The sequence below is a fragment of the Fusobacterium sp. DD2 genome, assembly GCF_018205345.1.
In the GTDB taxonomy this organism is placed as follows: Bacteria; Fusobacteriota; Fusobacteriia; order Fusobacteriales; family Fusobacteriaceae; genus Fusobacterium_A.
Window position 1 is genome coordinate 1 of record NZ_JADRHM010000056.1, and the last position, 16,263, is coordinate 16,263.

13 protein-coding genes and 1 pseudogene are annotated in these 16,263 nt (G+C 30.8%); all 14 read right to left on the bottom strand.

Going from position 1 to position 16,263, the window contains the following annotated elements:
* Window positions 1-21: 21 nt before the first annotated feature.
* The gene (trxA, locus tag IX290_RS08615; protein WP_211492810.1) at window positions 22-336 is read right to left on the bottom strand and encodes a thioredoxin; all 315 of its coding nucleotides are present in this window, start codon (window positions 334-336) and stop codon (window positions 22-24) included.
* 64 nt (window positions 337-400) lie between these two features.
* Entirely contained in the window at window positions 401-1,219 is an 819-nt protein-coding gene (gene folP / locus IX290_RS08620; protein ID WP_349290755.1) for a dihydropteroate synthase, read from the bottom strand.
* 33 nt (window positions 1,220-1,252) lie between these two features.
* Window positions 1,253-1,660 (bottom strand): annotated as a pseudogene (locus IX290_RS11670) (GNAT family N-acetyltransferase); the annotation flags it as partial.
* A 20-nt stretch (window positions 1,661-1,680) separates the two neighbouring features.
* Window positions 1,681-2,502, bottom strand: coding sequence for a 2-amino-4-hydroxy-6-hydroxymethyldihydropteridine diphosphokinase (gene folK / locus IX290_RS08625; RefSeq protein WP_211492812.1), 822 nt, complete (start codon window positions 2,500-2,502; stop codon window positions 1,681-1,683).
* 10 nt (window positions 2,503-2,512) lie between these two features.
* On the bottom strand, window positions 2,513-3,064 hold the full coding sequence (gene folE / locus IX290_RS08630; protein WP_211492813.1) for a GTP cyclohydrolase I FolE: 552 nt from the start codon (window positions 3,062-3,064) through the stop codon (window positions 2,513-2,515).
* Window positions 3,065-3,128: 64 nt separating this feature from the next.
* Window positions 3,129-5,198 (bottom strand): glycine--tRNA ligase subunit beta, encoded by a 2,070-nt coding sequence (gene glyS, locus IX290_RS08635; protein WP_211492814.1) that lies wholly within the window; start codon window positions 5,196-5,198, stop codon window positions 3,129-3,131.
* Window positions 5,199-5,240: 42 nt separating this feature from the next.
* Window positions 5,241-6,113, bottom strand: a complete 873-nt coding sequence (gene glyQ / locus IX290_RS08640) for a glycine--tRNA ligase subunit alpha (protein WP_211492815.1) — start codon at window positions 6,111-6,113, stop codon at window positions 5,241-5,243.
* Entirely contained in the window at window positions 6,113-6,580 is a 468-nt protein-coding gene (gene lspA / locus IX290_RS08645) for a signal peptidase II (RefSeq protein ID WP_211492816.1), read from the bottom strand. Before lspA ends, glyQ begins: the two co-directional genes overlap by 1 nt.
* 9 nt (window positions 6,581-6,589) lie before the next feature.
* Window positions 6,590-9,391, bottom strand: coding sequence for an isoleucine--tRNA ligase (gene ileS, locus IX290_RS08650; protein WP_211492817.1), 2,802 nt, complete (start codon window positions 9,389-9,391; stop codon window positions 6,590-6,592).
* The gene (locus tag IX290_RS08655; protein WP_211492818.1) at window positions 9,391-11,799 is read right to left on the bottom strand and encodes a sensor histidine kinase; all 2,409 of its coding nucleotides are present in this window, start codon (window positions 11,797-11,799) and stop codon (window positions 9,391-9,393) included. Before IX290_RS08655 ends, ileS begins: the two co-directional genes overlap by 1 nt.
* Window positions 11,800-11,803: 4 nt before the next feature.
* Window positions 11,804-13,969: a Tex family protein gene (locus IX290_RS08660; protein WP_211492819.1), complete on the bottom strand. Its 2,166-nt coding sequence runs from the start codon at window positions 13,967-13,969 to the stop codon at window positions 11,804-11,806.
* Between the two features lie 142 nt (window positions 13,970-14,111).
* Complete coding sequence (rpsP, locus tag IX290_RS08665; RefSeq protein WP_211492820.1) at window positions 14,112-14,375, bottom strand: 30S ribosomal protein S16; 264 nt, start codon at window positions 14,373-14,375, stop codon at window positions 14,112-14,114.
* 53 nt (window positions 14,376-14,428) lie between these two features.
* On the bottom strand, window positions 14,429-15,778 hold the full coding sequence (gene ffh, locus IX290_RS08670; RefSeq protein WP_211492821.1) for a signal recognition particle protein: 1,350 nt from the start codon (window positions 15,776-15,778) through the stop codon (window positions 14,429-14,431).
* Window positions 15,779-15,785: 7 nt separating this feature from the next.
* A complete protein-coding gene (gene ylxM / locus IX290_RS08675; protein ID WP_211492822.1) occupies window positions 15,786-16,100 on the bottom strand; it encodes a YlxM family DNA-binding protein in 315 nt (104 codons plus the stop codon).
* Window positions 16,101-16,263: the final 163 nt, after the last annotated feature.

Here is a 16,263-nt window from a genome sequence, read left to right on the forward strand (position 1 = left end):
CGCGCACCTTTTTATTTTATTCTATGATCTTGCAAATTTTAAAACTTCATCTTTTGGAGCTAATCCAACTGATTTATTAACTACTTTCCCATCTTTAAATAATAATAGAGTAGGAATGCTCATAACTCTGTACTCAGTTGCTAATGCTTCTTCTTCATCAATGTTTATCTTTGCTACTTTAACAGTTCCAGCAAGCTCAGCTTCTACCTCTTCTAAGATAGGTCCTAATGCTTTACAAGGTCCACACCATGAAGCCCAGAAATCAACTAATACTGGCTCTTTAGATTGTAATACTTCTTTTTCAAAACTTTCCTTAGTAATATGTAATATTGCCATTTTTGTACCTCCTACACATTTTAATTTATACCATAATTATACACTATTTTTTTCTCTTTGTCTATTAACTTCTTATAATTTTATCAGCAACTAAAGCTGCTTGCTTATTTGCTAAAACATCGTGTACTCTTACTATGTCCGCTCCACGTTCAATACTGCACACAGTAGTTGCAACTGTTCCAATTGCCCTCTCATGAGGTGGTATATCATTTAGAATGGTACCTATAAATCTTTTTCTTGAACATCCCACAAGAATTCTTCCTAACCCTCTTAATTCATGAAGTCTTGATAGTACTTCTAAATTCTCATCTATCCCTTTACCAAAACCTATTCCTGGATCAAGTATAATACTCTCTTTATCAATTCCATACCTATAAGCTATATCAAATGTTTTCTGGAAGAATTTTTTCATAGCAAGAATTATATCCTCTTTATACTCTTTAGTATTCTGATTGTGCATAGCTATAACAGGAACATTATATTGTTTTACCAGTTTAGCCATTTCACCATCATCATACTGAAGACCCCATATATCATTTAAAATATGAGCTCCAGCCTCAAATGCAGCCTTTGCCACTTTATATTTATATGTATCTATTGAGATTACAGCTCCTAATTTTGCAACTTCTTTAATTACTGGAACTACTCTTGAGATTTCCTCTCCTTCGCTTATCTGTTCATGCCCAGGACGAGTTGACTCTCCACCTATATCAATTATGTCAGCTCCCTCTTCTAACATCTTTTTAGCATGTTTTACAGCCTCAGAAACATCATTATGTTCTCCTCCATCTGAAAAAGAATCAGGAGTAACATTGAGTATCCCCATTATAAGAGTTCTTTTTCCAAGCTCTATTTTTTTATCTCTACATTTTAAAATCTGCACAAGTTTCTTCTCTTTATTAAATGCCATTGGTATAAATTTAATATCATTTACATGCTGTTCTGTATCTGTTATTGAAAATCCAAGTTTTTTTAATACTTTTACAGCACTTAAAGCTGAGTTTATAGTTATCTCTTTCTCTTTTGATTTTTTCATTACATACTCAAAAAGTGCTTTTCCAACTCCAGTTTTCTGATTATCTTTTTTTACGAAAAAAAGACAGATATGTTGCTGATCTTGAATAGAAATTATTCCTACTAATTCATTTTTTTCATAGGCTCCATAAGTTTCAAAAATTTTAAATAGATTCTTATTGTCTAAAAATCTTCTAAATTCTTCAACTCCATTTCTATTGTAGTCAAAAGCCTCACACTCTAGAAACTCTTCCCATGCAAGCTTAAGACCTTTGTTCAGTTCTACTCCTTCAATCTTTCTTATTTCCATAGCTCTTCCCTCAGTCTTTCTTATTTATTTTGTATCAGTTCTCTATAGAGCATAGAGATTGTTTTTCTTTCTAATGGATGAATCAGGTTTGGAGCAATTTCAGATAGTGGTTCAAGAACAAACTCTCTCTCACATATCCAAGGATGTGGTACAGCTAGATTATCTTCCTCTATTATCTCTCTATCAAAAAATAATATATCAATATCAATAATACGAGGTCCCCATTTAAACTCTCTGACTCTACCCATTTCCAATTCTATTTTCAGGATTTTATCTAAAAATTCCTGTCCTTCTAAAAGTGTTTCAACTTCCAGACAGGCATTTAAGAAATCATCCTGCTCTGTATATCCAAAAGGCTTTGTTTCAAGTATCTTACTTGACTTAGTGACCTTTGTATTTTCAATGTTATTAATTCTTTCTATTGCAGTTTCAAGGTTTTTCTTTTTATCACCCATATTTGTACCTAGTGAAAGATATACCTTATGTCTTTTTCTAGTTATTTCCACTGCAACATTTTCAAAATGCATCTGCAAAGGTGCCCATGGTTTTTTTACTGTAACTTTTACACTCTTTACTAGATTATAGTTCTTTAAAACCATTTCTGCAATATTTTCTGCACAACTTTCTAAAAGATTTTCTCTTTTTGTTAAAAATATTTTTTCAACATCCTTTGCAACTAGTCCATAATGGACTGATTTAGTCAAATCACCAGTTTTTCCAGCAACTCTTGTATCAAGCTCCATTTCCAAAGAAACTAAAAATTTTTGACCTAAAACTTTTTCCTCTTCAAAAACACCGTGATACCCTATAAATTCTAAATTATTAATATAAATTTTATCCATAATATCACCACTACTTCAATAAGTTTATTACTTCCATTCTTCTTATAGCATCATTTTCATATACTCCACGACATGCCATAGTTATAATCTCACTATTTTCTTTTTTGCTTCCTCTCATTGTCATGCAAAGGTGCTTAGCTTTCATTATAATCATTACCCCTTCACATTGCAAACTCTCATAAATTGCATCTGCTAATTGACTTCCTAATCTTTCCTGAAGTTGCGGTCTTTTTGCTAATATTTCTAACGCACTTATTATATTTCCAAATCCAATTATCTTTCCATTTGGTATATAGGCAATGTCCACAGTTCCAAAAAAAGGCAAGAAATGGTGTTCACACATTGAATAGAAATCAATGTTCTTCTCCATAACTATATCCTTTTTATCTGTAGGAATAGTCTTTCTAAGGACCTCTTTAGGATCCATCTCTATGCCTGAAAAAAATTCACTGTAGCTCTGTGCCACTCTTTCTGGAGTACTTGTTAAACCCTCTCTATTTTTATCTTCACCAATAGCTTCTAATATACTCTCAAAAGATTTTTCTATTTTTTTTAAATCCATTTATTTTACTCCTTATTATAAATCCCCCCCAGTTGAGTGAGGAGGATTTATTTTATTTATTCTATTATTTCTCATCTATTTGATTTAAATCAGCCATTTTAGTAAAAATTTCTGTTAAAAATCTTAATTGAGACAATCTGTTATTCTTTATAGCTTCATTATCATCCATAACTTTTACTTTATCAAAGTAGTTATTGATAATATCTTTTCCTTCTGTAATATCAGCAAGATATTTGTCATAGTTTTTAGCAACAATATCTTCAGTAACTTTATTACTTAAATCTATTGAGAAGTTATAAAGTTCTTTTTCTACATCCTCTACAAATAGTTCAGGATTTATAATAACATCCTTGTGATCTTTTGAAATGTTTCCAACTCTTTTTAGAACTGGTAATAACTCTCCAAATGCAGGTTCTTTTGCAAATTTTTCAAGAGTAGTTATCTTTTCCTGAGCTTCAATTAGATTATCACAATCTTTATCAAGTACTGCAACTATGATATCTTTTCTGTATTTCATATCTCCAAATACATTGATAGCTCTTTGTTTAAAGAATTCAAGAACTTCAGCTTTAACTTCTGCTCTATCTCTTTTTAATACTCCATCTTCTTCTAAAGTTTCAAGTGATTTTTCAACTAAAGATGCAATAGAGATATTTAATTTTGAATTAATTATTACATTTACTATTCCTAAAGCTGCTCTTCTAAGTGCAAATGGGTCTTTTGATCCACTAGGAATAACTCCTACACCAAAACATCCGACTAATGTATCGATTCTATCAGCAATTCCAGCTATGATACCTTCCATTTGTGTAGGTAGCATATCTCCTTGGAATCTTGGATAGTAGTGTTCTTTTATTCCAAGTGATACTCTTTCATTTTCTCCAGATTTAAGTGCATAATCTGCTCCCATAAATCCTTGAAGTTTTGTAAATTCCTTTTCTCCAATCATATTAGATACAAGGTCTGCTTTTGCAAGATATACAGTTCTTAGTACATCTTCTTTTCTATCTTCACATCCTAAAGAAGTTACTAAGTATTCAGCAACTTTGCTACTTCTTTCTATTTTTTGATAGATAGTTCCAAGATCTTTTTGGAATACAACAGTTTTTAATTTTTCAACGTTGTCAGCTAATGGATGTTTTAAGTCTTCCTGATAGAAGAATCTAGCATCTGCAAGTCTAGCAGATAGAACTTTTTCATTTCCTTTTCTTACATAATCAGATACTTCAATACCATTTCTTACAACAACAAATTTAGGTAATAATTTTCCATTAGTATCTAAAATTGGGAAATATCTTTGGTGAACTTCCATTGATATAATCAATACATCTTGTGGTACTTCTAGGAAATCTGCATTAAAGCTTCCAACTATTGGACAAGGGTATTCAATAAGATTAGTAACCTCATCAAGTAATGCTGGTTCTATTAATACTTGTTCTCCCTCTTCAACACAAGTTTCTTTTATAAGTCTTGTAATCATATCTTTTCTTTCGTCAATATCTATAATTACATTGTTTTCTCTTATTTTCTTAAAGTAATCTTCAGGTGAACTTACTTCAAATTCTTTACCAAAGAATCTATGTCCTCTTGATTTATTTCCACTTACTATTCCTTCTATTTCAAATGGAACAACTTCAGAATCACAAATAGCCATAAACCATTTAACAGGTCTTGCAAATCTTAATTTTTTGTCAGACCATTTCATAGATTTTGGAAAGTTTAATTCTAATACTAAGTTTCTTAAAATTTCTGGTAAAAGATCTTTAGTAGGTTTTCCTTTCATAAATTTTCTTGCAGCAATATATTCACCTTTTGGAGTTGTAACAATTTCTAATTGAGTAGGATCTACATTTTGTGATTTTGCAAATCCAAGCCCAGCTCTTGATAACTCTCCATTTACATAAGCAACATTTTTAGCAGGTCCCATATTAACTATATCAAGATCTTCCTGCATTTCAGCTAGATTGTGCACATCAAGTACAAGTCTTCTAGGAGTTCCATATGTTTTTATAGTGTCAAATGTTATTCTTTCATTTTTAAATTTTGTTTCCAAATTTGATTTTAAATCATTTAAAGCCTGTTTCAAAAATCTTGCAGGCAATTCTTCCATACCTATTTCAAATAGTAATCTCAATGTTTTTCCTCCTCTTTATGATACTCTCTTACAAATTAAATTTTATTTTTTCTTTAATAGAGGGTAACCTAAATCCTTTCTATTTTGTACATAAACTTCAGCACATCTTCTTGCTAAGTTTCTTACTCTTAAAATATATGCCATTCTCTCAGTAGTAGATATAGCACCTCTTGAGTCTAATACATTGAATACATGTGAACATTTTAAAACATAGTCATAAGCTGGTAATACAAGACCTTCATCTAATATTCTAGTAGCTTCTTTTTCATATTCATCAAACCATTTAAAATGTTTTTCCAAATCTGCTAATTCAAAAGAGTATTTTGAGTTTTCATATTCAAATTGGAATCTCATATCTCCATATTTAACACCTGGTGCCCATTCTAAATCATAAATGTTTTCTTTGTTTTGAATATATAGAGCTATTCTTTCAAGCCCATAAGTAATTTCTACAGGGATAGGATCTAATTCTAATCCTCCAACTTGTTGGAAATATGTAAACTGAGTTACTTCCATTCCATCAAGCCATACTTCCCAACCAAGTCCCCAAGCTCCTAAAGTTGGAGATTCCCAGTCGTCTTCAACAAATCTAATATCGTGTTTTTCAGGTTCAATTCCTAATACTCTTAAACTTTCTAGATATAGTTCTTGAATATTTAATGGAGATGGTTTCATTATAACCTGAAATTGGTGGTGTTGGTAAACTCTGTTAGGGTTTTCTCCATATCTACCATCTTTTGGTCTTCTTGAAGGTTCAACATATGCTACGCTCCAAGGTTCAGGTCCCAATGACATCAAAAATGTATTTGGGTTGAATGTTCCAGCTCCTTTCTCTATATCATATGGATTTCCAAGTACGCATCCCTTAGAACTCCAATATTTTTGAAGAGCAAAAATTATCTCTTGAAAAGTCATTACTTATCCTCCTCGTTTTTTTTCCTATTTTTACGGAATAGTTGATCTAATATTATAAATATTACTCCTATATTTATCCATACATCTGCTAGATTGAATATATAAGACCATATACCTCTGAAATCTATCATATCGATTACATAGCCTCTAAATACTCTATCTATCATATTTCCTATTGCCCCTGCAAGAATATAAATAAATCCCATCTTTTCAACTAAAGAGAGCTTATTTCTTTCCTTGTAAAGGTAATAAGCTATAGCTACAATTGCTATAATTGTAGCTATGCCTATTATATCTAGTTTTCCTTGAAACAATCCAAAGGCAATACCTCTATTTTTAACATAGGTAATATGAAAAAAATTAGTGATAAAAGGTAATGTCTCTCCTTCAAACATTGTTGTGTCTATAAGGTATTTCGATAGCTGGTCTGCACCAACTAATATCAAGATTAAAACTATATATATCATCAAAATCTCCTAGTTATTCTTTAGTACACTTGCACATCTTGGACAAAGAGTTGGATGATCTGCATCTTTTCCAATTTCAGTAGAGTATTTCCAGCATCTTTCGCATTTTTCTCCATCTGCATGCATTACTTTTGTAAATAGTTCAGGAACTTCTTCTCCTTTTACAAAAGTATCATCAATAGTATCTACTATCTCTAGTTGAGAAACTATTAGAGCCATTTCGATTCTTTCTCTATTTGCTTTTAAGAATTCTTGTAATTTTTCATCATCAGAATGTAAAAGTACTTTTGCATCTAATGAGTTTCCAATAATTCTGTCTTGACCTTGTCTAGCTTTTTCTAAAACTTTGTTAGCTTCTTTTCTAACTTTTATGATTTCTGTCCATTTTTTATCTAGTTCTGGATTTAAGTATTGGTCATTATTTTCATACCAGTTAGTTAATAATACAGATTCTGCATCTTTTAATGCTTCTGGAAGTGTTCCCCAGATTTCTTCAGCTGTAAATGAAAGAATTGGAGCAATCATCTTAGTTAATGTTACTAAAATCTCAGTCATAACAGTTTGTGCAGATCTTCTAGCAAGTGAGTTTGTTCCTTCTGTATATAATCTATCTTTAATAATATCTAGATAGAATGCAGACATGTCAACACCTGCAAAATAGTGAATATCTTGGAAAAGATTATAGAATTCAAATTTATCATAATTTTCTGTAACTTTTCTCTTTAATACTTCAAGTTTATTTAATGCCCATTTATCAATTTCATGAAGTTCTTTATAATCAACTTTATCTAAAGCTGGATCAAAGTCATTACTATTTCCTAAAATATATCTAGCTGTATTTCTTACTCTTCTATAAGCTTCAGCCATTTGTTTTAAGATATTATCAGAAATCTTAACGTCTTCTCTGTAGTCTACTGATGCACACCATAATCTAAGAATATCTGCACCATATACTTTTATTACATCAGCAGGAACTACAACGTTTCCAAGTGATTTAGACATTTTCTTACCTTCACCATCGTTTACAAATCCATGTGTTAAAATTCTCTTATATGGAGCATCATGAGTAGAACCAATTGATGTTAAAAGTGATGTTTGGAACCATCCTCTGTGTTGATCTGATCCTTCTAAGTATAGATCTGCTGGTCTATGTAATAGATTTCCTCTTGTTTCAAGTACTGCTCTATGAGAAACTCCAGAATCAAACCAAACGTCCATAATATTTGTTTCTTTTCTTAAAGTTGCACCTTTAAGGTTTAATTTTTCAAGAAGTTCTTCTCCTATTAATTCTTCAGGAGTGTGAGTTAGCCATGCAGCTGATCCTTCTTTTTTAACAAATTCAATTACTCTTGCTAATATTTCTTTATTAAAGATTTCTTTTCCAGTTTCTTCGTTATAGAACACAGGAATTGGTACTCCCCATACTCTCTGTCTTGAGATACACCAGTCAGGTCTTGTTTCTAGCATAGATCCTATTCTATTTCTACCCCAAGCTGGAATAAATTCTACGTTGTCTAATGCTTTTAATGCTCTATCTCTTAAATCTGATCCTTCTGCTTTTACGAACCATTGTTCAGTAGCTCTGAAGATTACTGGAGTTTTAGATCTCCAGTCATGAGGATATGAGTGAGTAATTTCTTTAAGTTTTAATAGGTGTTCAGTTTCTGTTAAATGAGCTACTATAGCCTTGTTAGCTTTTAAGTAGAACATACCAGCAAATTGTCCTGCTTCTTCAGTTAATACCCCTTTATTGTTGATAGGAGAGATAACTGGCATTCCATATCTAGTTCCAACTACATAGTCATCTTGTCCATGTCCAGGAGCTGTATGTACACAACCTGTACCTGCATCAGCAGTTACGTGAGTTCCTAAAATAATTGTTCCAGTTCTTTCTAAGAATGGATGCTCATAAGTAGTTCTTTCAATATCTGATCCTACAAACTCTTTTATTAATTCAAAGTTTTCTATTCCAATCTCTTTAAATGCTTGTTCAGCAAGATCTTTACATAGAATTAGATTTCCTTTTTCTGTTTTATATACTCCATATTCGAAGTTTGGATTTAATGAAATTGCAACGTTTGCAGGAAGTGTCCAAGGAGTTGTTGTCCAAATTACAACCCATACTTCTTCATTCATTCCAAGTTTTTCCATTAAATCTTTATTTCCCTTCATTTTTACATAGATTGAAGGTGAAGTTACATTTTTATATTCAATTTCAGCTTCTGCAAGTGCAGTTTCTGTTACTGGTGACCAGTAAATTGGTTTTAACCCTTTGAAAATATATCCATTTTCATAAAGTTCTCCAAATACTTCAAGTTGTTTTGCTTCATATTCAGGTCTTAAAGTTAGATATGGATTATCCCAGTCTCCTAGTACTCCTAATCTTACAAATCCTTCTTTTTGAGTTTCTACCCATTTAAGAGCATACTCAGTACAAAGTTTTCTAATTTGTAATGCATCCATCTCTTTAGCTTTTTCTCCAAGCTTTTCTGTAACTTTTAACTCAATTGGTAACCCGTGAGTATCCCATCCAGGTACATATGGAGCGTTAAATCCGTTTAATCTTTTGTATTTTAAAATAATATCTTTTAATATCTTATTTAAAGCATGTCCTATATGTATATTTCCATTTGCATATGGTGGTCCATCATGCAATATGAAACTTTTAGTTCCTTTGTTTAATCCTTTTTCATAGATGTTGTCTTCTTGCCATTTTTTGATGATTTTTGGTTCCTTGTTAGGAAGATTTGCCCTCATCTGAAAACTAGTTTTCGGAAGATTAAGGGTAGCTCCATAATCCTTTTCACTCATTATATAATCTCCTCCTTGTATATATTTAAAGTTATTTTTACGTCTGTTCCTTCATTTAATCTTGACGAATATTTTATTACTCCATGGTGGTCTTTTATAATTCTTGATACTATTGAAAGCCCTAATCCTGGAGCATTTTGATTATAACCAACAAATGGTTCAAAAATATTTGTAAGCTGATCCTGTGTCATTCCTTTACCATTGTCAATTATATTTATTTTTATTTTATCTATATTTTTTTCTTTTGTCACTATAATATTTATTTTTTTATTGTCATCTGCTTTTCCTTCAAATGATTCCTTAGCATTTTTTATAATCTCATAGAAAGCTCTTTTTAGTCTTGATCTATTTCCAAGTACCATTCCATTGTAGTTGATAAATGTGGAAATATTTACTCCTGCTGCTGCAAGAGCAGGTTCAAGTTCATCTATAAGTTCATAAAAAAGTTTCTCTATATCTATTATCTCAAGAGGGTTATTTTTCTTAACAGTTACATACTCATTAAGAATCTCTTTTTCACGCCTCAATTTACTTATCTCATTTTTTATCTCCTGAATCTGAATTTTTAAGAATGCATTATTATAATCATACTCATACATTCTCTCCATAAATTCAAGCATCTTTTCAAATGAAAGCTCTCTACCATTGAAAAATCTGTCTACTAATTTACCAATAGTTGCAGTTCTTTCATAATCTATTTTTTCTTCTTCAAGAGTTTTGTTTTTTATACGGATAGATATATTTAAAAATAGTAAAGTTAAAAGTTCTATCTCTTCCTGGCTTATTATGTTATCTTTTCCATAATAGTCAACCACTATACATCCATAATTTCTTACTTCACTATATATTGGCATTATTAAAAAGTTCTTTATTCCAAGACTCTTAAAAAGATCATTTCCAAGAGTATATTTATACCCTTTTTCATTATAAGATATAATTCTTTTCTCAATAAGTGCCTTTGCTATAAGATTTTCACTTTTAAAAGGTATTTTAATCAGATGAATCAGTTTATCAAGTTCTTCTATCTGGAACTTAAATCCACCGGTATTATCATCACTATTAAAAGCTTCCTTTTTAACTTTATTATTTACTACAGAAAGTTCCCCTACCATAGTATCTATCTCTCTACTATATCTAAAATACATAGCTCTACTATAACCAAGTCCCATCTCTGAAGTAAGAGCATGAAGTATCTCTTTTACGGTAACATTCATATCATCTTCTATTTGAATACTCATCAGTATTTTTTCAATAGCATCGATTCTTTTTAAAGTTCCCATAAGTTTTCTGTTTTTATTTACAGATTGTTGCTGATTTTCTCTTATATCTGCTGCCATCTGGTTAAATGTCTTAGAGAGAGTTCTCATTTCATCTACACCTTCAGGTTTTACATTTATCTTATAGTTTCCCTTACTTACCTCTTCTGCTGCTGCCACTATTCTTGATAGTGGCTCTAAAAGTCTACTGAAAAGTTTTGCTGAGATAGTTGTACTTATTGTTACAAATAATAGAACTATAAAAATTACAGAGAGTGAAACAATTATCTTCATTATCTCTATATTTTCATAGTATATTCCAATACCCATACTTCCTATATAATCGATATTATAATTATATAAATCACTTAAGACAATATAATAGGTATCATTATTTACTTTTCTCTTTTTATAAAGGTAGTTATATCCTCTTTTAGTAAATGGATTTTCCTCTTTTCTCAAATTCAGACTATCGTCATCAATATGAGCAAAAGTTCCATATTTATATTTATCACCAACTAAAAGGAATATCTTATCCTGTTCATTTAACCCTGCTAAAATTCCAAGTTCCTTAAGAATTGGAAGATTCATAGGCAAAGTTAAAAGAATATAATGTCTTTTTCCAGAGTTAACACCATATTTTACTATTATTCTTGTATAAATGTCATCATCAACCTTCGAAAAATAGCTTGTCTTTATATTACTGTCAGCATTAGAAAGATTTCTTCTAAAATTACTTTTATCTATTTTAGAACTATGATTTGCATCACTTGCCTCTCCCAATACATTTCCTTCGTCATCTACAATTGAAACAATTGATTCTGAATAAAGTTTTTTATCTATTTTTACCAATTGATTTTTTATTATGTCAGCTCTTTGTGTGTAAGTATATTTATTGTGAGATGAGTTGTCTTCTATTTCAGGAATATTTCTAATAATTCTATTAAGATCATCTTTAGCTCTTAATATTTCACCATTATAGGCTCTATTTACAAGAGAGATCTTATCCCTTGCTGAATCTATAACTTTCATCTCTATATTTTGAAAAGCTATAAATGTCAAGAATAGAGCAACTGTAATTGATGCAACTATTATTGCTATATTATTGTAAAATACCATCCTGACTAGAAGAGAATTTTTACTTATTTTCATCGCACTACTTCTCCTTCTTAGTTAATGCTACTCTTTCCCTTTCTTTATCTATATCTTTAATTCTTACTTTTATAATCTGTCCTACTGATAACACTTTACTTGGATCATCTATAAATTTATTTGAAATCTCAGAAATATGAAGTAAAGCATCATTTTTAAGTCCAATATCAACAAATGCTCCAAATCTTACAACATTTCTTACTGTTCCTTCTATTTCCATTCCAGGTTGTAGATTTTCTATGTTAAGTATATCTGATTTTAAAAGTGGTTTTTCAAAACTGTCTCTTGGGTCTCTTCTGTCTCTAATTAAAGCTTCATATATATCTTTAACAGTTTCAACACCATAGTCATGTTCTTTTGCAAATTTTGAATGATTAAATCCTTTTAATTTTTCTCTAGCTGTATTTAGATCCTGTCCATACTCTTCTACAGTAAGTCCAGCTTCTTTTAAAAGTTCTTCAGCTATATGATATGATTCAGGGTGAATAATTGTATTATCTAATACATTTTCCCCGTCTACAATTACAAGGAATCCAGCCATCTGTTCATAAGCTTTTTCCCCTATACCTTTTACTTTTTTAAGCTCTTTTCTATTTTTAAAGTTTCCATTCTCTTTTCTATAATCAACTATGTTTTTTGCCACATTCTTTCTAATACCTGAAATGTGTGATAGAAGTGCCCATGAAGCTGTATTAAGATTAGCTCCAACATTATTTACAACATATGTTATAACAGCATCTAGTGATTCGTCTAGACGTCCTTGGTTAACATCATGCTGATACATTCCTACACCTATTGATTTAGGATCTATTTTTACAAGTTCTGCAAGTGGATCCTGTACTCTTCTTCCTATAGAGATAGCTCCTCTTACAGTAACGTCAAGATCTGGAAACTCTTCAGCTGCAATTTTAGAGGCTGAATATACAGATGCCCCTGCTTCACTTGCTATAAGGTATTTACAGTTAAGTTTGTTTTTTCTTATAACGTCAGCTACAAAGCTCTCTGTTTCCCTTGATGCTGTACCATTTCCCATAACTATAATATCTATATTATAATCTTTTACATACTCAACCATCTTTTTCTCAGCAGTTTCAAGCTGTTTAGGAGAGTGCATGTTACTTACAAGGAAAAATACATCATTTTTCTTATAAAAACCATTTTTATCAATTATTGCAACTTTACATCCTGTTCTATATCCAGGGTCAAGTGCTAAAATATTTTTTTCCTTTAAAGGTGGCTGCATCAATAGATTTTTAAGATTTTCTTTAAATACATCTATAGATTCCTGCTCAGCTTTATCAGTTAAAATATTTCTAGCCTCTCTCTCAATTGATGGAAGAATAAGTCTATCTAAGGCATCTTTTACAATTGGAGTATAAAACTCTCTTAAGTTCTTATTATGAAAATCCTTAAGTATCAAGTTTTCAATTCTTGTTCTTACATTCTCTTCAAAAGTAATAGATACAGATAAAACTTCCTCTTTTTCTCCTCTATTTACTGCTAAGATTCTATGAGATGGAATCTTGGAAATTTGCTCACTATAGTCATAATAATCCCCATATACCTTTTTAGGATCAAGCTCTCCAGCTTTTTTGCTTTCCTTTGTATTAATTATGCCTTTAGTCAGCATGATTTCTCTTATTTGCTCTCTATATGCTGGAGTTTCAGAGATATTTTGTGCTATTATCAGCATTGCACCTTCTACTGCTTCTTCTACAGTTGGTACTTCCTCAGTGATAAACTCCTTAGCTTTCTCATTAATTTTTTCAACATTTTCAGCCACCATCATAAAGTCAGCAAGAGGTTCTAATCCTCTCTCTTTTGCAATGTCTGCCTTTGTCTTTCTCTTTTTTCTATATGGGAAATATATATCCTCAACCTCTTGAAGAATAGTTGCCTTCTCAATTCCAGCTTTAATCTCTTCAGTAAGTTTTCCCTGCTCTTCAATTAGTCTTAATACCTCTTCTTTTCTCTTGTCTAAATTTCTTAGATAAGTTACCTTTTCAAGTATATTCCCAATTTCAACTTCATCCAGGTTTTGAGTAACCTCTTTCCTGTATCTTGATATAAAAGGAACAGTTGCTCCACCATCTAAAAGTTCCATAGTATTGACTACTTGTGATAATTTTAAATTCAATTCTTTAGCTACCTGTTCAAATATCTTTTCCATAATTCACCTTTTTTTCATTTTCTAATCCACATAAAATATGGACTTCATAATATTATATCAAATCTTTATTAGGTTGTCTAACTAAAGATTAAAAAAAAGAGGCCTTACACTGTATGTATAAAGCCCCCTAAATTACAATTAACTATTTTCTTTTTGCTTCTTCAAATTTTGCCCATACTCCAGCTTTTACTAATATAGATTTTACTGTTCTAGTTGGTTGAGCTCCATTTTTTAAGAAGTTGATGATTTCTTCTTCTTTTAATACTACTCTGTTATCTTCTAATGGGAAGTAGTTTCCTAAATAAGCAACAGCTTTTCCATCTCTTTTTGATAAAGCTTCCATAGCAACTACTCTATAAGAAGGTCTTTTTGTGTCTCCTAATCTTGTTAATCTTAATTTTAACATAAATTCACGTCTCCTTTTGATATATTTATTTTTTTATTTTTTTATATTTAATTTTAGAAAGGAAATCTTCCCTTTCCGCCTTTAAACCCACCAGGGAATGAAGGGAATGATGGCATTTTTCCACCACTGAACATCTTCATCATACTTTTCATCTGATCAAATTGCTTTAAAAGCCTGTTGACATCTGAAACCTGAGTTCCACTTCCACTAGCAATTCTCTGTTTTCTGCTGGCTTTAAGAATTTCTGGTTTCTTTCTCTCTTCATGAGTCATTGATTGAATTATTGCTTCAACTTTTTTCATTTCTTTTTCAGCTGGAGCTAAATCACCAATCTGTCCCATGCCTGGTATAAGTTTTAAAATACTTCCTAATGATCCAAGTTTTTTAATATTCTGTAACTGCTTTAAAAAGTCATTTAAATCAAATTTTTGTGTTCTAATCTTTTCTTCTAATGATTTTGCATCATCTTCATCAATTGCATTTTGTGCCTTTTCAACTAGAGAAACAACGTCTCCCATTCCAAGAATTCTTGATACAACTCTTTCTGGATGGAATAGTTCTAAATCATCAATTTTTTCTCCAACTCCTATAAATTTAATTGGTTTACCAACTACTGATTTTATAGAAAGTGCAGCTCCACCTCTTGTATCTCCATCAAATTTTGTAAGCACAATACCATCTATACTTAAAACCTTGTTAAATGATTCAGCAAGGTTTACAGCATCCTGTCCAATCATAGCATCTACAACTAATAGAATCTCTTGAGGTCTTACTTTTTTTCTAACATCATCAAGTTCCTGCATAAGTTGCTCATCTATATGCAATCTACCAGCTGTATCTATTATCATATATGTAGAACCAATATCTTTTGCTTTATTTAAACCATGTTCACATATCTCAACAACATTTTTATTCTCTTCTTCTGCGTAAACTTCTATTCCAGTTTGCTCTCCTAAAACTTGAAGTTGTTTTATTGCAGCAGGTCTATAGACGTCCCCAGCTACCATTAAAACTTTTTCTCCCTGTTTCTTTAAGTAGTTACCAAGTTTTGCTGCAAAAGTTGTTTTCCCTGCCCCTTGCAATCCTGCAAGCATTATAACAGTAGGATTTTTAACACCTTTTGTAAGTCTTGAGTTAGTTCCACCTAATAGCTCAACTAGCTCATCATTTACTATTTTTATAAACTGTTGTCCTGGATTTATTCCTTTTAGAACATCTGTTCCAACAGCTTTTTCTCTAACACTGTTTATAAAGTTTTTTACAACTTTATAGTTAACGTCTGCTTCAAGTAAAGACATTTTTACTTCTCTTAAAGCATCTTTTATATTACTTTCACTTAGTTTTCCATGACCTCTAACTTTTTTAAAGATCTCCTGGAATCTCGAACTTAAATTATCTAACATACGCACCTCAACTAAATCTTTTATTTATTATATTATCTAGTCTTTCCATTGTAAAATCTTTTTTCAATTCCATGAGTTCTGTATATAACTTTTTATCCTTTGCACGAAATCCTAGCTTTTCCTCATATTCTTTTAACTGATTTACCCCTCTTCTGATGTTGTCATATACAGCCTGTCTGCTGATATTATTATTATTTGCTATCTCAGTTAGGGACAAATCTTCTTCATAATGATTTGTTAAATATTCTCTCTGTTTGTCACTTAATAAATTTCTATAATAATCTAAAAGTATTGAAACTTCTAAAACTTCATTTAATTTCATTATATCACCGTCATATTATATATAATAATACAAATTATGTCAAGTGTTTTTTCTTTACATGATGATTTTTTTTATAAACTAAAAGCTAATAAAATCAAGGGCTTTTTCCTAGTAAAATAAAAATATCAGATATTTTTACTCTTTATTTTTTCTTTATATTTCA

Bases quoted from the DNA above. Each gene is read 5' to 3' on its own strand.
- rpsP (WP_211492820.1), bottom strand. From the start codon at position 14,375: ATGTTAAAATTAAGATTAACAAGATTAGGAGACACAAAAAGACCTTCT.
- folK (WP_211492812.1), bottom strand. From the start codon at position 2,502: ATGGATAAAATTTATATTAATAATTTAGAATTTATAGGGTATCACGGT.
- ffh (WP_211492821.1), bottom strand. From the start codon at position 15,778: ATGTTAGATAATTTAAGTTCGAGATTCCAGGAGATCTTTAAAAAAGTT.
- ylxM (WP_211492822.1), bottom strand. From the start codon at position 16,100: ATGAAATTAAATGAAGTTTTAGAAGTTTCAATACTTTTAGATTATTAT.
- IX290_RS08655 (WP_211492818.1), bottom strand. From the start codon at position 11,799: ATGAAAATAAGTAAAAATTCTCTTCTAGTCAGGATGGTATTTTACAAT.
- glyQ (WP_211492815.1), bottom strand. From the start codon at position 6,113: ATGACTTTTCAAGAGATAATTTTTGCTCTTCAAAAATATTGGAGTTCT.
- ileS (WP_211492817.1), bottom strand. From the start codon at position 9,391: ATGAGTGAAAAGGATTATGGAGCTACCCTTAATCTTCCGAAAACTAGT.
- lspA (WP_211492816.1), bottom strand. From the start codon at position 6,580: ATGATATATATAGTTTTAATCTTGATATTAGTTGGTGCAGACCAGCTA.
- trxA (WP_211492810.1), bottom strand. From the start codon at position 336: ATGGCAATATTACATATTACTAAGGAAAGTTTTGAAAAAGAAGTATTA.
- IX290_RS08660 (WP_211492819.1), bottom strand. From the start codon at position 13,969: ATGGAAAAGATATTTGAACAGGTAGCTAAAGAATTGAATTTAAAATTA.
- folE (WP_211492813.1), bottom strand. From the start codon at position 3,064: ATGGATTTAAAAAAAATAGAAAAATCTTTTGAGAGTATATTAGAAGCT.